Below are 18113 nucleotides of genomic sequence, written 5' to 3'. Positions count from 1 at the left end.
TCGACTCGCGTAGCGAGACGAGCAGCAGCTCGGCACATCGCTGTGCGTTGTGGAAGGTGCCCTTCTTAACCCGGAAGGCCGCGCCACATGGTCAATTTCCTGCAACACACGTTCAACGGGCTGGTCGGCGGTGCCTTCCTGGCGCTGCTGGCGCTCGGTCTCGCGGTCATCTTCGGCATGCTCCGCGTCGTCAACTTCGCCCACGGCGCGATCTACATGCTCGGCGCGTTCGGGGCGTACGTCCTGCTCACCGAGGTCGGCCTGTCCTTCTGGTGGGCGCTGCTCGTGATGCCGCTCGCGCTGGCCCTGTTCGGCATGGCGCTGGAACGGCTGCTCGTCGCGCGGCTGGCCCGCCTCGACCCGCTGTACAACTTCCTGCTCACCTTCGGCCTGACGCTGATCCTGCAGGACGCGGTGAAGTCCCGCTACGGCGTGCAGTCCAGCCCGTACGACGCCCCGGAGATCCTGTCCGGCACCCTCGACCTCGGCGCGTTCGACTTCCCGGCCTACCGCGTGTTCGTGCTGGTCATGGCGGTGGCGGTGTGCGTCGGCGTGTGGTGGCTGCTCAGCCGGACCCGGGTCGGCATGGTGGTGCGCGCCGCCACCGAGCGCCCCGAGCTGAGCACCGCGCTCGGCATCGACGTGGGCCGATGGGTGACGCCGGTGTTCGGCTTCGGCATCGGCCTGGCCGGGCTGGCCGGGGTGCTCGCCGCGCCGATCCGCGCGGTGAACCCGCTGATGGGCGCGGACCTGATCATCGTGGTCTTCGCGGTGGTGGTGATCGGCGGCCTCGGCTCGATCTTCGGCTCGGTCGCCGCCGGGTTCGCGATCGGCCTGGTGCAGGCCTGGGTGCAGGCCCTGGGCGAGGACTGGGCGCTGCTGTCGCAGGTCCTGGTCTTCCTGGTGATGGCCGGCGTGCTGCTGTGGCGCCCGGCCGGCCTGTTCGGACGAGAGGAGGCCCCGGCATGAGCGAGCGCCGCGAGCGAATCAGTGGGCTTGGCACTCATGCCACCGACGAGCGCAGCGAGGAGAGAGCATGAGCGAGGGCGAGGAGAGGGCCGCCGCCGGGTCCGTCGCGGTCGCCGACCAGACCGCGGGGGTACGGGCGGAAGCCCGCGCCACGGCCCCGGCCGCCCCGGTGGGCGGGACGATCGTGCCGCGCTGGCTGCGCTGGGCGCTGGCCGGGGCGGCCGTGCTGGTCGCGCTGTGGCTGCCCAACGGGCTCTATCCGACGGTCGCCGTGGACATCGCCTGCTGGGCGCTGTTCGCGGTGGCGGTGGACCTGCTGCTCGGGTACACCGGCCTGATGTCCTTCGGGCACGCGGCCTTCTGGGGCACCGCGGCCTACGCCACCGGCCTGGCCGCGATCAACTGGGGCCTGCCGTTCCCGCTGGCGGTGCTGCTCGGCGCGCTGGCCGCGACGGCGCTCGCCGTGCCGGTCGGCTACCTCGCGGTCAAGCGGGTCGGGATCTACTTCGCGATGGTCACCCTCGCCTTCGCACAGATGGTGTACTACATCGCCAACCAGTGGCGCTCGGTCACCCAGGGCGAGAACGGCCTGCAGCGGGTGCCGCGCGAGCTGTTCGGGCTGGACCTGAGCGACGAGTACTACTTCTACTACGCGGCGCTGCCGATCGTGGCGGGCGGATTGTGGCTGGTCTGGCGTACGGTGCACTCGCCGTTCGGCCGGGTGCTGGTGGCGATCCGGGACAACCCGGCCCGCGCCCGCGCGCTCGGTTACCCGGTGCACCGGTACAAGCTGGCCGCCTTCCTGCTGTCGGCGTTCACCGCCGGGCTCGGCGGCGGCCTGTTCGCGATCGGCCACCGCTTCGTCTCCCTCGACGTGCTGCACTGGACCACCTCGGGCAAGGCCGTGATCATCGTCGTGCTCGGCGGCATCGGCACCCTGTGGGGCCCGGTCGTCGGCTCGGCCGCGGTGACCCGCCTGGAGGACTGGCTCTCCTTCGCCGGCTTCGAACAGATCGGCCTGGTCACCGGCGCCATCTTCGCCCTCACCGTCCTCATCTTCCGCCGCGGCCTCTGGGGCACCCTCACCCACTGGCTCCGCCGCCGCGGCTGACCCGCGTCGGCCCCGCCTCGCCAAGATCGCCCGACTTGCCAGGCACCTGGGCGAACAGCCGGCCAAGATACGCACGACTGCCTGGCAAGTCGGATGATCGAGGGCACGCGCCCCGGCATGATGCCGGGGCGCGTGACGTTATTCCCTCGAGTGGGGTGGGTCACTTTCGATACGGGACGGTTCCGTATTTGTGGGGGCGGGCGTAGCGTCGCTTCCGATACGGAACGGAACCGTATCGGAATCCTGGGGGATGGAAACACACGTGGACTCTGCTGCCAACACCGGGCACCCGAGGCGCTGGGCGATTCTCGGCGTGCTGGTGATCAGCCTGCTCGTGGTCGTGCTCGACAACACCGTGCTCAACGTGGCGATGCGTACGCTCGCCGACCCCGTCCACGGCCTGGGCGCGACCCAGAGCCAGCTGGAGTGGGCCATCAACTCGTACACCCTGGTCTTCGCCGGCCTGCTGTTCAGCTTCGGCGTGCTCGGCGACCGCTGGGGGCGCAAGCGCTTCCTGCTCATCGGCCTGGTGCTGTTCGGCATCGCCTCGGTCCTCTCGGCGTACGCGCAGGACCCGGGACAGCTCATCGCGGCCCGTGCCTTCATGGGCGTCGGCGGTGCGGCGATCATGCCGGTGACGCTCTCGATCATCTCCAACGTCTTCGACCCGCGCGAGCGCGGCAAGGCGATCGGCATCTGGGCCGGCTCGGTCGGCCTCGCGGTCGCGATCGGGCCGCTGCTGGGCGGCTTCCTGCTGGAGCACTTCTGGTGGGGCTCCGTCTTCATGATCAACGTGCCGATCATCCTGTTCGGCCTGGTCGCGGTCGCGTTCCTGGTGCCCGAGTCGCGTGACCCGCAGCCGGGCCGCATCGACCTGGTCGGCGTGGTGCTGTCCGTGGTCGGCCTGGTCGCGCTGGTGTACGGCATCGTCGACGGCGGCGAGCACGGCTTCGGCCGGCCCGAGGTGTGGGCCTCTCTGATCGGCGGCGCGCTGGTGCTGGCGGCCTTCGTCTGGTGGGAGTCGCGCACCACGCACCCCTCGCTGGACGTGAAGCTGTTCCGCGACGCCCGCTTCTCGGCCTCGGTGGCCAGCATCGGCCTGCTGTTCTTCGCCTCGATGGGCTCGTTCTTCTTCGTCGGCTTCTACCTGCAGCTGGTGCGGGACTACTCGCCGATGCAGAGCGGCGCGCTGCTGGTGCCGTTCGCGGTCGGGCAGATGGTGTTCGCGCCGCTGAGCACGAACCTGGTCAAGCGCTTCGGCGTGCGGACCGTGTCGGCCGCGGGCATCCTGCTGGCGGGCATCACCTTCGCGGTGCTGGCCACCCTGCAGGTGGACACCCCGGTCTGGATCGTGGTGGTGAACTTCTTCTTCATGGGCGCCGGCATGGCCAACGTGATGCCGCCCGCCACCAACACGATCATGTCGGTGCTGCCGCGGGAGAAGGCCGGGGTCGGCTCCGCCGTGTCGAACACGGTCCGGCAGGTCGCCGTGGCCATGGGCGTGGCCGTGCTCGGCTCGGTCGTGGCCGGGGTCTACCGGGGCGAGATCGACACCGCCACGGCCGCGCTGCCGGGCCCGATCCGCGACGTCGCGAACGAGTCCATCGCCGGGGCGTACGGCGTGGCCGCCAACCTCGGCCCGGCCGGCGGCCCGCTGGTCAGCGCCGCCAACGACGCCTTCGTGCACGCCATGCACTGGGCGGCGCTCGGCTCCACGCTCGTGGCGCTGATCGCGGTCGCGGTGGTGCTGCGGTGGATGCCCAAGCAGCTGGCGGGCCCGGCCGGTCCCGGCGCGGCCCAGGCTCCGGCCGGCGCGCCGACCCGGGCCGACATCCCGGTGAACCGCTCGGTTCCCGCCGACGGTGACGAGGGTGACGTCCAGCGGCCGTCCCGGTTGTCCGCGGTCGGGTAAGGTTCCGTTCACCATGACTGAGCTCGCTGAACTGCCGGCGACGCCGGGAGCTGCGCGGACGCAGGGGCGTCCGCGCAGCTCCCGTGCGCATGAGGCGATCCTGGAAGCGGTCCTCGACCTGATCGAGGAGGGCACCACCGTCGAGGCGCTGAGCATGGAGGCGATCGCGGCCCGCGCCGGGGTGGGCAAGGCCACCATCTACCGCCGCTGGGCGGGCAAGGACGAGCTGCTGCTGGAGACGCTGGTCAAGCTCAAGGGCCCGCCGACCCAGCCGGTGGGCGACTCGGTGCGCGCCGACCTGATCCGCCTGCTCAGCGTGGTGGGGCAGAAGGACCAGCGCGCCGTACGCGTGATGCCCTGCCTGATGCCGGAGGTGTCGCGCAGCCCGGAGGCGTACCGGATCTGGCAGGAGGCGATCACCGAGCCGCGCCGTGAGGTGATGCGCGAGGTGCTCCGCCGCGGCGTCACCACCGGGGAGCTGCGCGCCGACCTCGACATCGAGGTCACCGTGTCGATGCTGATCAGCCCGCTGCTGCTGCACCGCATGGTGCGCTGGAACCCCCGCCTCGACGAGGTCGACGACCTGACCGAGCAGATCGTCGACGTGGTCCTGCGAGGCGTCGCCGGCTGAAGCTCCCCGCCCGGCGGAGCCCCAGCCGGCGACACGTCTTCGGCGAAGGAAGGGCACCGTCGGCTCGCGCCGGCGAGACGAGCATCAGCCCGGCACATCGCTATGCGTTGTGGAAGGTGCCCTTCCTTACCCGCGAAGCGGTCGCGTCGCGGCGCAGGCGCCCCCTTCGCGGCGTTGCGGCACCCTGACCCGCAACGACGCCGAACCCCGTTCGCCGTGGCCGCGCCGCCGTCATGCGGGCGCGTGGGCTTTGAGGAACTCGGCGAGCTTCGCCCGTACGGTCTCCGTCGCGGCCGGGCCGCCGGGGGTCAGCAGGAACACTCCGTGCCAGTCGGTCGGCACGATCAGCAGCTCCTTGGCGGTCGTCTTCGGGGTCAGCGCGTGCAGCTCGCGGGCGCTGTCGGCGAAGCTGCTCTCGAACTCGCCGGCGGCGTAGAACACCGGCATGGTCAGTTTCGGCGCGGCCTCCAGGGCGTTCGCGCCGAACACCGACGGAGCCGACAGCGCTGCCACGGCCACCGGCGCGGGGGTCACCGTCGGCGCGGCGGCCAGCACGGCGGTGCCTCCCATCGACGCGCCGATCAGCACGATGCTCGTCGCGCCATCCGCGCGCAGGGTCGCGGCGGCTGCCGCGACCTGCCGCGGGTTGTCCGCGTCGCCCGCCGTGGACACGCCGAACCCGCCGAAGTCGAAGGTCAGCACCCGGTATCCCTGCCCGGCCAGCTCCGCCGCGTACGGCGCCCACTGGCAGACGTCCCCGCCGTTCTGGTGGGCCAGCACGATCCCCGTCTTGCCGCTGCCGAGGATGACCCCGCCCAGGTCGGCGCCGTGCTCGCCGAACCGGGTCTGCCGCGCGCCGGGCGGCAGTTCGCAGGCCGCGCCCGCGTTCAAGCCGGTCGGGCTCGGGGCGGGCACCGGATCACCGCCCGAGCACCCGGCCAGGGCCACGGCCGTGGCAGCCGCGAGCAAAGCGAGTCTTCGCATCAGATCTCCTCAGTGGACGGACCAGCCCTGTCGTCTGTCCATACCGCCGAGGTGCGGGCGAGGGTGGGGTCGGCTGCCGACCTGTTCTGCTCCACCGCCCGGCGGCGGTCGCAGCGTCGGGCCGAGCCTCAGCTCACGTCGGTGCGCAGGTGATGCAGGCGCAGCGCCAGCTGCACCTCCAGCGCCCGGTCGGGGCGCTGCCAGTCCGCGCCGAGCAGCTGGGCCACCCGGTCCAGCCGCTGGGTGACCGTGTTGACGTGCACGTGCAGCTGCTCGGCGGCGCGGGCCAGGCTGCCGCCGGTGCCGAAGTAGCACTCCATCGTCTTGACCAGCGCGGTGCCGCGGCGCAGGTCGTAGTCGACGACCGAGCCGATGGTGTCGCGCAGGAACCGGGTCACGTCCGGGTCGCCGCCTTCGCGGACCGCGCCCAGCAGCAGCCCGACGAAGCCGAGCTCGGCCGTCGAGGCGCCGTCGCCGGTGCGGCCGAGCGCGGCCAGCGCGGAGGCGCAGTGGTCGGCCTCCTTGAACGCCGCGGCCAGCCCGGCCGGGTCGGTCGCCGGTCCGGCCGCGCCCGCGGTCACCGGCCTGCCCAGCACCCGGCCCAGTTCCCGGGCCACGGAGCGGGCCAGCGCGCCCGCGTCGGTGCCGGGCACCATCAGCACCACCCGGCCGTCGCGGGTGGCGGCCAGCCCGGCATGCGTGCCGGCGAAGGTGTGCGCCCACGACACCGCGCGCTGCCGCGCCGGGCCGGAGGTCGCCGCCGCGTCGTCGACGCAGACCAGCACGTGCGGGCGGTCGAGGTCCACGTTCAGCCGCCGGGCCCGGGCCCGCAGCGACTCCGGGTCGCGCACCGGGCGGGCGATGAGGTCGTCGAGCAGCTCGCCGCGCACCCGGCCCTCGGCTTCGGCGACGGTGCGCCGGAACAGCAGCAGCAGCGCGGTGACCAGCGCGGCTCGCTCCAGGATCTGCTGGTCGGCGTGGCCGGTGTCGTGCTTCGGCTGCCAGACGAGCGCGCCGAGGTTCTCGGCTCCGGCCACCACGGCGGCGAACCACAGACCGCCCCTGCGCACGGCCCGGCCGTCGGCGCGGGAGGTCGCCAGCGCCTCGGCCACGATCGAGGGGTCGGGCAGCACCGGCCCGTCCGGCCCGAACGCGCCGGTCGCGGCCGCGTCGGCGGGCCGGGCGCCTGGTTGCCCCGAGCCTGCCGGCAGCCCGCCCTGGGCGAGGCTGCCGGAGGTGTCCGTGCCGACCGCGGCCAGGGTGCGTCCGTCGGCGTCGAGCACCATGAGCCGCCCGCCGAGCACGTCGGTGACGGCGGCGGCGACCTCCTCGACGCCACCGCCGCGCAGCACCAGCGCGGTCATGCGGTCGTGCGCGGCGGCGGCGCGTTCGACGGAGGCGCTGTGCGCCGAGATCTTGGTATGCGCCGCCGACAGCTCGCTCAGCGCGGTCTGGGTCTCCCCGAGCAGCCGGGCGGTGTCGATGGCGACGGCGGCGTGCGCGGCCAGCGACACCAGCAGCGACACCTCCTCGCGGGCGAACGGGCGCTCGGAGCGGTTCGCGGCGTACAGCACGCCGATGACGCGGGAGCCCAGCCGCAGCGGCACGCCCAGGATGGCGACGAGCCCCTCCTCGCCCACGCCCGCGTCGATCTCGCCGGTGTGGTGGAAGCGGCGGTCCTCGGGGTAGTTCGCGGTGGCGTAGGGGGTGCCGGTCTGCGCGACCAGGCCGCCCAGCCCCGCGCCCAGGGGCAGCCGCAGCCGCTGGAACCTCGCCGAGACCGAGCCGTCGGTGACCCGCATGTACACGTCGCCCGCGGCGTCGTCGCTCATGGTCAGGTAGGCGATGTCGGTGCCGAGCAGGTTGCGGGCCCGGTGCACGATCGCGTGCAGCACCGCGTCGAGGTCGCGCAGGCCGGCCAGGTCGCCGGCGGTGTCGTACAGGCCGGACAGCTCCGCCTCGCGGCGGCGGCGGCGCTCCAGCAGCGCCCGCACCCGCAGCGCGGCGAGTTTGGCCTCCTCCAGCTCGGCGATCTCGTCCGGCCCGGCGCCCCGCGAGCGCGCCTGGACCAGCGGCCCCTCGAATTCGACCGGGGCCGCCTCGCGCTCGAGCAGTTCGAGGAACCGGATGGTCGAGGAGGGCATGGCTCGCATTCCTACCCCGCCGATCACTGGGCTGTCCAGCCGCCGTCCATGGCGATGGACGTGCCGGTGATGAACGAGGCGGCGTCGGTGCACAGGTACGCGGCAAGCTCGGCGACCTCCGCGGGCTCGATCAGGCGCTTGATCGCCGCCTTGGCCAGCATGATCCGCTCGATGACCTCGGTCTCGTCGATGCCGTGCGAGCGGGCCTGGTCGGCGATCTGCCCCTCGACCAGCGGGGTGCGCACGTAGGCGGGGTTGATGCAGTTCGCGGTGACGCCGAACGGAGCGGCCTCGACAGCGATGACCTTCGACAGGCCCTCCAGGCCGTGCTTGGCCGACACGTACGCCGACTTGAACGCCGACGCGCGCAGCCCGTGCACCGAGGAGATGTTCACGATCCGGCCCCAGCCCTGCTCGTACATGTGCGGCAGCGCCCGGCGCACCAGCCGGAACGGGGCGACCAGCATGACCTGGTGCAGGTAGGTGAAGCGGTCGGGGGCGAAGTCCTGCAGCGGCGCGACGTGCTGCAGGCCCGCGTTGTTGACGATCACGTCGACGACCGGGTCGAGGTCGTCCAGGGCGTCCGGTTCGGCCAGGTCGGCGACGACAGCGGCGCCGCCGATCTCGTCGGCGACCAGCCGGGCGGACGCTTCGTCCCGGTCGACCACGAGCACCTTGGCCCCGGCCTGCGCCAGCCGGGCCGCGCAGGCCCGGCCGATGCCGCTGCCGGCGCCGGTCACCAGTGCGGTGCGGCCGGTGAGGTCGAGTCGTACCAGTGGCGGCGTCGCGGTCGTCATGGCTCGTCAAACTACGAGCACCGTGGGAGCGGGCACATGGGTCCGGGCCACACAGTGTGCCGGGAACGGGTGTGGCGGGACGTGGCTCGGGCCCGCTGACGGTGGTGTCCGCTAGGGTGTCGTACACACGTACGGCGAAGTGGACGGAGCGGCGGGTGAAGCAACGGCAGCGGCGGGTGCTCGGCGTCGACCCGGGGCTCACCCGGTGCGGCGTCGGTGTGGTGGAGGGCGTGCCCGGCCGGCCCTGCGTGCTGGTGGACTACACCGTCATCGGCTCCGATCCCGACGCCGACCTGGCCGACCGGCTGCTGCACCTGGACCGCAACCTGGCCGAGCTGATCGCCAAGCACCAGCCGGAGAGCGTCGCGGTGGAGCGGGTGTTCAGCCAGCACAACGTGCGCACGGTGATGGGCACCGCGCAGGCGGCGGCGGTGGCGGTGCTGGCGGCCGCGCGCGCCGGGCTGCCGGTGCGCACCTACACTCCGTCCGAGGTGAAGGCCGCCGTGACCGGCTCCGGTCAGGCCGACAAGAAGCAGGTCACTACGATGGTCACCCGGTTGCTGCGGCTGGACGCGCCGCCCCGCCCGGCGGACGCGGCCGACGCGCTGGCGCTGGCCATCTGCCACATCTGGCGCGGTGGCACGCGCGACCGGCTGAGTGAGGCCATCCGGGCAGCGAAGGGCAGGCAGTGATGATCGCGAGTGTGGCGGGGACCGTCGCCTCGATCGGCGCGGACGCGGCGGTGGTCGAGGTCGGCGGGGTGGGCCTGCGGCTGCTCTGCGCGCCGGGCACGCTGGCGGCGCTGCGGGTCGGGCAGCAGGCCCGGCTGTCGGCGACGCTGATCGTGCGCGAGGACTCGCTGACCCTGTTCGGTTTCGCCGACGACGACGAGAAGCAGCTGTTCGAGCTGCTGCTGACGGCCAGCGGGGTGGGCCCGAAGCTGGCCCAGGCCGCGCTGTCCGTGCACACCCCGGACGTGCTGCGCGCGGCGTTGTCGCACGGGGACGTCTCGACGCTGACCCAGGTGCCGGGCATCGGCAAGAAGGGCGCCGAGCGCATGGTCCTGGAGCTGCGTGACAAGGTCGGCCCGGTGGCCGCGGTGCCCGCCCAGGGCGGCCGCCCGCAGGCGTGGACCGAGCAGGTGCGCCAGGGCCTGGTCGGACTCGGCTGGAGCCAGGCCCAGGCCGACCAGGCGGTCACCGCGGTGGCCGAGACGATCGACGGCCCGACCCCGCCGGTGCCGGTGCTGCTCAAGCAGGCGATCCGGCTGCTGGGTAAGACGCGATGAGCGAGCACCGCGAGCGAATTCGGCAGCTTTCTACTCATCGTGGCGACGAGCGCAGCGAGGAGAAGCGATGAGCGAGCACCGCGAGCGAATCCGGCACCTTTCCACTCATCGTGACGACGAGGGCGGGGAGGAGAAGCGATGACCGATTCTCTGGTCAGCGCGCTGGCCTCGCCGGAGGAGCGCGACGCCGAGGCGTCGGTGCGCCCGAAGCGGCTGTCGGAGTTCGTCGCCCAGGAGCGGGTGCGCGAGCAGCTGGAGGTGCTGCTGCACAGCGCGCTGCGGCGCGGCTCGCCGCCCGACCACATCCTGTTCTCGGGTTCGCCGGGGCTGGGCAAGACCACCCTGGCGATGATCGTCGCCGCCGAGCTGGGCGGGGCGCTGCGGATGACCTCGGGCCCGGCCATCGAGCGCTCGGGTGACCTGGCCGCGGTGCTGACCAGCCTGCAGCAGGGCGACGTGCTGTTCATCGACGAGATCCACCGCATCGCGAAGCCGGCCGAGGAGCTGTTGTACAGCGCGATGGAGGACTTCCGGGTCGACGTGATGGTCGGCAAGGGCCCCGGTGCGACCGCGATCCCGCTGGACGTGGAGCCGTTCACGCTGGTCGGCGCGACGACGCGGGCGGGTCTGCTGACCGGGCCGATGCGCGACCGGTTCGGGTTCGTCGGGCATCTGGAGTTCTACAGCGCCCCGGAGCTGGCGGCGCTGCTGCAGCGCTCGGCCCGCATCCTCGGGGTGGCGGCGACGAAGGAGGGCATCGCGGAGATCGCCGGGCGCTCCCGGGGCACGCCGCGTATCGCCAACCGCCTGCTGCGCCGCGTGCGCGACTACGCCGAGCTGCGCTCGGACGGGGTCGTCAACGTGTCCTCGGCGCGCGCCGCGCTGAAGGTGTACGACGTCGACGACATGGGGCTGGACCGGCTGGACAAGGCGGTGCTGGTGTCGCTGGTCGAGCTGTTCGGCGGGGGACCGGTGGGCCTGTCCACGCTGGCCGTGGCGGTGGGGGAGCAGCCGGACACGGTCGAGGAGGTCGTGGAGCCGTTCCTGGTGCGGGCGGGCCTGCTGGCGCGTACGCCCCGGGGCCGGGTGGCGACCGCCGCCGCGTGGCGGCATCTCGGTAAAAAACCACCAAATGGTACTTTTGGTGTTGGTGCCGCCACGGCACCCGATCTGTTCACCGTCGATGGCCAGCCGGACACGTAAGCGGACCTCGCGTTCGTGATCTTAACGTGACCTACACCGCAAGTGTGCGATCGCTCGCGTACCGACTAGACTTCGCGCGGTCCGAACGGACGACAGATGCCACCGCCAGCGTGCTCAGCCGCGCGGCGGGGCCGTGTGGAAAGGTCACAAAGTGGGCGGTAATTCCGGCAGCGCGTTGCCGACAATCATCATGTTCGCCCTGCTCTTCGGCTTGATGTACTTCATGTTCATCCGGCCGCAGGCCAAGCGCCGCAAGGAGGCCGAGTCGATGCAGAAGTCGCTCGGCGCGGGCGACAAGGTGATCACCATCGGCGGCCTGTACGGCACGGTCGTCTCCACCGACGACGAGAGCATCACCCTTGAGATCTCGCCCGGCGTGACCGCCCGCTACGCGCGTCAGGCCGTGGGCCGGGTGACCGAGCAGGTCACCGTGCCGACCGAGCACGTGGTGGACAACCCCGTCAAGGAAGACAAGTAAATCGCTGACCCCACGCCACGGCCGGCCGCTCCCCTGCGTCGAGCCGTGGCGTATCCCCATCCGTCATTCATCCCAGGGAGACTCGACAGCCGTGGCACCACCTCAGGGACAGATGCGCCCCGGGAGGCAACTTGCCCTTCTCGGCGCCATCTTCGTCATCCTCGCCAGCGCGGTCTGGTTCGGCGGCAAGGGCGGCTGGCAGGATCGCCTCGCCCCCAACCTCGGCCTTGACCTCGTCGGCGGCTCGCGGGTCACCCTCCTGGCGCAGACCGGCGCCGATGGCAAGCCGCCGACCGCGCAGGATCTGGAGCAGGCCCGCCGCATCATCGCCGAGCGCGTCGACGCTCGCGGTGTGTCCGAGGCGCAGGTCGTCATCGAGGGCAACCAGAACATCGTGATCTCGGTGGCCAAGAAGGGCGACGACGCGATCGACGACGTCGGCCAGGCCTCCCAGCTGTTCTTCCGCAAGGTGCTGAGCCAGACCGACGGCAGCGGCCTGACCGCGGCCCCCCAGCCGTCGCCGAGCGCGAGCCCGAGCGCGGCCGCGAGCCCGAAGCCGAGCACCGCGGCCAGCCCGAAGGCCACGCCGAAGCCGTCGGTGAGCCCGTCGGCCGGTGGCACCGGTGGCGGTGCCGCGATGGCCCCGACGCCGACGCCGACCCCGGCGGCCAGCAAGAGCCCCGCAGCTTCTCCCTCGGCCAGCCCGAAGGCCGCGGCGGCTCCCAAGCCTTCCGCCTCCGCCGCCCCGGTCAACAAGAAGGTGACCGTGGAGCAGGTGCAGGCGAAGGTCGGCAAGGCCGCCTGGGACGCGGCCGCCAAGCTGACCGCGGTGCCGACCGACGCCGCGCAGTTCGAGGTGCTCGCGCCGTTCGGCACGCTCGACGGTTACGAGGCCGCGCTGCTGGCCCCGAAGGTGCAGTTCTATGTGCCGTTCGTGAGCTGCGAGCAGCTCGACAAGCGCCCCCCGGGCTCGATCAACAACCCCGACGCCGAGGCTGTCGCCTGCGAGAACGGCGCCAAGTACCTGCTCGACGTGTCGAAGGTCAAGGGCACCGACGTCGACAAGGCGTCGCCGCAGATCGAGCAGAACACCAACCGCCGGGTGGTCTCGCTGGACTTCTCCAGCGACGGTCTGGACAAGTGGACCGCGCTGACCAAGGAGTCCTTCAACAACGAGGGCCAGAAGTGCGACCAGACCGCGATCGGCCCGGAGAACCACTGCCGCGTCGCGGTGGTGCTGGACAACAAGATCATCTCCTCGCCGGAGATCCAGGGCGTGCTCGGTGACGACTCGGTCATCAGCGGCGACTTCGACCAGAAGTCGGCCAACGACCTGGCGAACAACCTGAACTACGGCTCGCTGTCGATGACGTTCCAGCAGCAGGAGGCCCAGTCCATCACCCCGACTCTGGGTGGTGAGCACCTGAAGGCGGGTCTGCTGGCGGCCGGCATCGGCATGCTGCTGGTGGTCATCTACTCGTTCTTCTACTACCGCCTGCTGGGCACGGTCATCGTGCTGTCGCTGATCCTGTCGGCGGCGCTGACCTTCCTGGCGCTGGTGTTCCTGGGCCGGGAGATGGGCTTCACCCTGACGCTGGCCGGTATCGCCGGATTCATCGTCTCGCTCGGTGTCGCCGCGGACTCCTTCGTCATCTACTTCGAACGTCTGAAGGACGAGATCCGAGAGGGCCGCAGCCCGCGCAGCGCGGTGCCCCGCGCCTGGGTGCGTGCCCGCAAGACGATCCTGACCGCCAACGCGATCTCGCTGATGGCCGCGCTGGTGCTCTACCTCGTCTCCTCCGGCGCGGTCGCGGGCTTCGCCTTCGCGCTGGGTCTGGCGACCCTGCTCGACCTGATCGTGGTGTTCCTCTTCCGCCACCCGATCATGACGATGTTCGCGCGTACCGACGCGTTCCTCTCCCCGCGCGTCAGCGGCCTGGGCCGCGTGCTGCACGAAGCCAAGGAGGCTAAGTGATGAGTGGTCTCGCATCCCGTCTTTACAGCGGTGAGGCCGGGTTCCAGATCGTCGGCAAGCGCAAGCTGTGGTTCGGCGTCGCCGGCGGCGTGCTGCTCGTCGCGATCCTGGCCATGTCGCTGATCGGCTTCAAGCCGGGCATCGAGTTCGAGGGCGGCAACGAGTTCACGGTGCCGGCCTCGGCCGGGCAGCTCGCCGACGTCGAGAAGGTCATCGACGACGCGATCCTGTCGGTCAAGCCCGACGCCACGCTGGTCCCCGCGCAGCAGGTCGGCGACGCCGCGATCACGGTGCGCAGCTCGACGCTGTCCGACGACCAGACCGACACGGTCAAGGAGAAGATCGTCGCGGGGCTGAAGCTGAACGCGGACGACGTCACCGGCAACCGGGTCAGCCAGGCCTGGGGTGCGCAGGTCACCGAGCAGGCGCTGATCGGCCTGGCGCTGTTCGTCCTGGTCGTCACCATCTACCTGGTGATCCGCTTCGAGTGGCAGATGGCCGCGGCGGCGGTCGCGTCGCTGGCGTTCGACCTGGTCGCCACGGCCGCCGTGTACGCGCTGGTGGGCTTCGAGGTCACCCCGTCGACGGTGATCGGCTTCCTGACGATCCTGGGCTTCGCGCTCTACGACGTCGTGGTCGTGTTCGACAAGGTGCAGGAGAACACCCGCGGCATCACGGGCAGCAGCACCACGACGTACGCCGAGGCGGCCAACCTGGCCCTGAACCAGACCTTCATGCGGTCCATCAACACCGCGCTGGTGGCGCTGCTGCCGGTCGGCGGCCTGCTGTTCATCGGCGCGGGCCTGCTCGGCGCGGGCACGCTGAAGGACCTGGGTCTGGTGCTGTTCATCGGTATGGGCACCGCGGTCTACTCGTCGCTCTTCTTCGCCACGCCGGTGCTGGTGTGGCTGAAGGAGAAGGACCCGAAGATCGCCAACCACACCGCGCGGGTGCTGGCGCGCCGCGCCACTCCGGCCAAGTCCGCGTCGGGCGACCTGCCCGCGCAGGTCGGCGCGGGCGCGGGCAGCGCGGCTCCGAAGGCGGGTGCCAAGCCCACCGTCGGCGCCAAGGCCGGCCGTCCCGCGGGCGGCCGCCCCGCCGGCAAGCGCCGCTGACCCCGGCGACACCACCGAGGCCCGGTCTCCCCACGGAGACCGGGCCTCGCCCTTTCAGCGCGTTGATCATGAACTTATGGCACGGATCGGCGGTGTGTCGTCGCCACAACCTCATGATCAACTACGGTGGTGCGGGTGCTGCCGGGGTGTGTGGGGACACAGTTCTGACCGGGACCGGCGGTGACGGTGTGGCGACACGGCGGGGCGTACTAGGGTGTGCCCGTGACCAACGATCTGATCCAGGGTGACAGCGGGCACGCCACCGCGGCGCTCGTCGCCGACATGGTCGTCGACGTGGCGGACTTCCCGAAGACGGGTGTCCTGTTCAAGGACCTGACCCCGCTGTTCGCCGACGGCAAGGCGTTCCGCGGCGTCATCGACGCGATCGTGGCGCAGTACGCCGGGCGGTTCGACGTGGTCGTGGGCGTGGAGGCGCGTGGCTTCGTGCTGGCCGCCGCCGTCGCGTACGCCGCAGGCACGGGGGTGGTGGCCGTACGCAAGGCCGGCAAGCTGCCCCGGGTGGCCCACGCCGCCACCTACGCCCTGGAGTACGGCACCGCCACGCTGGAGATCAGCGAGGCCGCCTTCACGCCCGGCCAGCGGGTGCTGGTCGTCGACGACGTGCTGGCCACCGGCGGCACCGCCGACGCCACGCTGGACCTGGTGCAGCGGGCCGGCGGCGAACTGGCCGGTTTCGTGGTGCTGATCGAGCTGGGCTTCCTGGGCGGCCGGGAGCGGCTCGGCGAGCGCCCGGTGCACGCCCTTCTGCGCATCTAGCGCCCCACGCACACCACCGTCCGGGGCGCGTACGAGGCGCCCTGATCAGTCGCGTCCGCCACCCGCCCGGGTGACGGACGCCACGAGTGCCCTACCCGGCCGCAGCCGGCGGGGGTACGCTCCTCCGGCAAATCGGCCGGCAAGCCCGAACACAGGTAGCATGGGCTATCCGAACCTCACTCGAAGGAGCGGCCGTTGTCTCAGGAAGTCGCCCCCAGCGTGGCCGTGGCGGAGACGTCACCGGCCGGGAACGGGCCCGACAAGGCCCCGGCGGCGAAGGGCGCGAAGGCGGCCCAGCCCGCCAAGCGCGAGGCAGCAGCCGTGCTGCCCTTCCCGGGCACGAACGAGCAGTCCCCGGCCGAGACCGACCGGGGAGCCGAGGACCGTGCCGCCGCACCCGAGGTGCGGGCCGCGCCCGGCACCAACCAGCTCGGCATGTTCGCCGGTGTGCCCTCGGGCCGCCGGGTGCGCGCCCGGCTGTCCCGCTTCAACGCGCCCTGGCAGTCGGCCAGCGTCAGCGAGGAGCTGGAGCCGCTCATCGCGGCGCACCGGGCCGCGCACCCCAAGGCCGACATCCGCGTCCTGCAGAAGGCGTACGAGACGGCGCGGCAGTGGCACGAGGGTCAGTTCCGCAAGTCCGGCGACCCGTACATCACGCACCCGCTGGCCGTCGCGAGCATCCTGGCCGACCTCGGCATGGACACCACCACCCTGGTGGCCGCGCTGCTGCACGACACCATCGAGGACACGCCCTACACCCTGGAGGCGGCCCGCGCCGACTTCGGCGACGAGGTCGCGCTGCTCGTGGACGGCGTGACCAAGCTCGACAAGGTCAAGCTGGGCGACTCGGCCAAGGCCGAGACGATCCGCAAGATGGTCGTGTCCACCGCCAAGGACCCGCGCGTGCTGGTCGTGAAGCTCGCCGACCGGCTGCACAACATGCGTACGCTCACCTTCCTGCCGCTGGCCAAGCGGGAGCAGAAGGCGCGCGAGACGCTGGAGATCCTGGCCCCGCTGGCGCACCGGCTCGGTATGAACACGGTGAAGTGGGAGCTGGAGGACCTGTCCTTCGCGACGCTGTTCCCCAAGCGCTTCAAGGAGATCCAGCGCCTGGTCAGCGACCACACCCCGCAGCGGGACAACCTGCTCAAGCAGGTCACCGACCGGGTGCAGGCCGACCTGCGCGGCTCGAAGATCAACGCGAAGGTCACCGGCCGCCCGAAGCACCTGTACTCGATCTACCAGAAGATGATCGTGCGCGGGCGGGACTTCAACGAGATCTACGACCTCGTCGGCGTGCGCATCCTGGTGGACACCGTGCGCGACTGCTACGCGGCGCTCGGCGTGATCCACGCGGCCTGGCAACCGGTCCCCGGCCGGTTCAAGGACTACATCGCCATGCCGAAGATGAACTTCTACCAGTCGCTGCACACGACCGTGATCGGCCCGAACGGCAAGCCGGTCGAGATGCAGATCCGCACCCACGCGATGCACGGCACCGCGGAGTACGGCATCGCCGCGCACTGGAAGTACAAGGAGGGCCCGAAGGCCAACTCCACGGTGGTCGGCCCGTCCAGCCACATCGACGGCATGACCTGGCTGCGACAGCTGCTGGACTGGCAGCGCGAGACGTCCGACCCGGGCGAGTTCCTCGACGCGCTGCGCCACGACCTGTCCAGCCAGGAGGTGTTCGTCTTCACGCCCAAGGGCGAGGTCATCGCGCTGCCCAACGGCTCCACGCCGGTCGACTTCGCGTACGCGGTGCACACCGAGGTGGGCCACCGCTGCATCGGCGCGCGGGTCAACAGCAAACTGGTGCCGCTGGAGTCGGTGCTGTCCAACGGCGACGTGATCGAGATCTTCACGTCCAAGTCGGAGAGCGCCGGCCCGACCCAGGACTGGCTCGGCTTCGTCAAGTCCTCGCGGGCGCGCACGAAGATCCGGCAGTACTTCAACAAGGAGCGCCGCGACGAGGCCATCGACGCGGGCAAGGACTCCCTCGCCCGCGCCATGCGCCGACAGGGGCTGCCGCTGCAGCGCCTGCTGACCGCGGGCGGCCTGCTGGCCATCGCGCGTGAGCTGCACCTGAGCGACATCACCTCGCTCTACGCGGCTGTCGGCGAAGGCCAGGTCTCGGCGCAGTCGGTGGTGCAGCGCCTGGTCGCCGGATACGGCGGCGAGGAGGGCGCGGTCGAGGACATCGCCGAGTCCACCATCCCGACCCGGCCCAGCCGCACCCGCGCGCCCGGCCACGACCCCGGCGTCGCGGTCAAGGGCGTGTCCAACGTCTGGATCAAGCTGGCCCGCTGCTGCACCCCGGTGCCCGGCGACCAGGTGTACGGCTTCATGACCCGCTCCGGCGGCATCAGCGTGCACCGGGAGGACTGCGTGAACACCGGCGACCTCAAGGCGCAGCCGGAACGGCTCGTCGAGGTCACCTGGAAGCCGACCGCGGGCTCGATGTTCCTGGTCGCCATCCAGGTGGAGGCGCTCGACCGGCACAAGCTGCTGGCCGACATCACCCGGGCGCTGTCCGAGGAGCGGGTGAACATCCTGTCCGCGACGGTCACCACGACGCGCGACCGGATCGCCGTGAGCCGGTTCAGCTTCGAGATGGCCGACCCGAAGCACCTGGGCGCTGCTGCCGGTGATGACCGCGTTCGTGATCGTGCTCAGCCTGCTGACCGTCAACGACGCGCTCGCCGACCGGGTCGAGGCGGGCCGGGTGC

At 71.7% G+C, this 18113-nt stretch carries 15 protein-coding genes; 12 read left to right on the top strand and 3 right to left on the bottom strand.

Features of this window, described 5'->3' with window-relative positions; genetic code table 11:
* The first annotated feature begins 87 nt into the window (after window positions 1-87).
* The 4 genes from AB0B35_RS33775 (at window position 88) to AB0B35_RS33760 (ending at window position 4623) form a co-directional block, all read left to right on the top strand.
* Entirely contained in the window at window positions 88-969 is an 882-nt protein-coding gene (locus AB0B35_RS33775) for a branched-chain amino acid ABC transporter permease (protein WP_361053416.1), read from the top strand.
* 67 nt (window positions 970-1036) lie between these two features.
* Window positions 1037-2080: a branched-chain amino acid ABC transporter permease gene (locus tag AB0B35_RS33770; RefSeq protein ID WP_361053413.1), complete on the top strand. Its 1044-nt coding sequence runs from the start codon at window positions 1037-1039 to the stop codon at window positions 2078-2080.
* 262 nt (window positions 2081-2342) lie between these two features.
* The gene (locus tag AB0B35_RS33765; protein ID WP_361053410.1) at window positions 2343-3992 is read left to right on the top strand and encodes an MFS transporter; all 1650 of its coding nucleotides are present in this window, start codon (window positions 2343-2345) and stop codon (window positions 3990-3992) included.
* A gap of 13 nt (window positions 3993-4005) precedes the next feature.
* Window positions 4006-4623: a TetR/AcrR family transcriptional regulator gene (locus AB0B35_RS33760; RefSeq protein WP_361053407.1), complete on the top strand. Its 618-nt coding sequence runs from the start codon at window positions 4006-4008 to the stop codon at window positions 4621-4623.
* 231 nt (window positions 4624-4854) lie between these two features.
* Here the strand turns inward: AB0B35_RS33760 and AB0B35_RS33755 are convergent, their stop codons facing one another.
* The 3 genes from AB0B35_RS33755 to AB0B35_RS33745 form a co-directional block, all read right to left on the bottom strand.
* A complete protein-coding gene (locus AB0B35_RS33755) occupies window positions 4855-5607 on the bottom strand; it encodes an alpha/beta fold hydrolase (RefSeq protein ID WP_361053405.1) in 753 nt (250 codons plus the stop codon).
* Between the two features lie 128 nt (window positions 5608-5735).
* Window positions 5736-7760 carry a helix-turn-helix domain-containing protein gene (locus AB0B35_RS33750; RefSeq protein ID WP_361053402.1) on the bottom strand — a complete coding sequence of 675 codons (2025 nt, stop codon included), beginning with the start codon at window positions 7758-7760 and terminating at the stop codon, window positions 5736-5738.
* A gap of 14 nt (window positions 7761-7774) precedes the next feature.
* A complete protein-coding gene (locus AB0B35_RS33745; RefSeq protein ID WP_361053399.1) occupies window positions 7775-8548 on the bottom strand; it encodes a 3-hydroxybutyrate dehydrogenase in 774 nt (257 codons plus the stop codon).
* A 155-nt stretch (window positions 8549-8703) separates the two neighbouring features.
* Here AB0B35_RS33745 and ruvC point away from each other — a divergent pair, with 155 nt between their 5' ends.
* The 8 genes from ruvC to AB0B35_RS33705 form a co-directional block, all read left to right on the top strand.
* Window positions 8704-9240 carry a crossover junction endodeoxyribonuclease RuvC gene (gene ruvC / locus AB0B35_RS33740; protein ID WP_361053396.1) on the top strand — a complete coding sequence of 179 codons (537 nt, stop codon included), beginning with the start codon at window positions 8704-8706 and terminating at the stop codon, window positions 9238-9240.
* Complete coding sequence (gene ruvA, locus AB0B35_RS33735) at window positions 9240-9836, top strand: Holliday junction branch migration protein RuvA (RefSeq protein ID WP_360539304.1); 597 nt, start codon at window positions 9240-9242, stop codon at window positions 9834-9836. Before ruvC ends, ruvA begins: the two co-directional genes overlap by 1 nt.
* Before the next feature lie 138 nt (window positions 9837-9974).
* Window positions 9975-11039: a Holliday junction branch migration DNA helicase RuvB gene (ruvB, locus tag AB0B35_RS33730; RefSeq protein WP_361053393.1), complete on the top strand. Its 1065-nt coding sequence runs from the start codon at window positions 9975-9977 to the stop codon at window positions 11037-11039.
* A 151-nt stretch (window positions 11040-11190) separates the two neighbouring features.
* Window positions 11191-11517, top strand: coding sequence for a preprotein translocase subunit YajC (gene yajC, locus AB0B35_RS33725; RefSeq protein WP_361053390.1), 327 nt, complete (start codon window positions 11191-11193; stop codon window positions 11515-11517).
* 91 nt (window positions 11518-11608) lie between these two features.
* A complete protein-coding gene (gene secD, locus AB0B35_RS33720) occupies window positions 11609-13492 on the top strand; it encodes a protein translocase subunit SecD (RefSeq protein ID WP_361053387.1) in 1884 nt (627 codons plus the stop codon).
* Entirely contained in the window at window positions 13492-14607 is a 1116-nt protein-coding gene (gene secF / locus AB0B35_RS33715; RefSeq protein ID WP_361053384.1) for a protein translocase subunit SecF, read from the top strand. The genes secD and secF overlap by 1 nt, the downstream gene beginning before the upstream one ends.
* A gap of 216 nt (window positions 14608-14823) precedes the next feature.
* Entirely contained in the window at window positions 14824-15384 is a 561-nt protein-coding gene (locus AB0B35_RS33710) for an adenine phosphoribosyltransferase (protein WP_360539314.1), read from the top strand.
* Between the two features lie 435 nt (window positions 15385-15819).
* Window positions 15820-18113, top strand: a 2294-nt coding sequence (locus AB0B35_RS33705) for a bifunctional (p)ppGpp synthetase/guanosine-3',5'-bis(diphosphate) 3'-pyrophosphohydrolase (RefSeq protein ID WP_361053572.1), incomplete at its 3' end; no start/stop codon positions are given.

The organism is Catellatospora sp. NPDC049133, from assembly GCF_040648455.1.
Taxonomy (GTDB): Bacteria; Actinomycetota; Actinomycetes; order Mycobacteriales; family Micromonosporaceae; genus Catellatospora; species Catellatospora aurea.
Note: the sequence above shows the minus strand (reverse complement) of the source record. Positions and strands in the feature narration are given on the sequence as shown.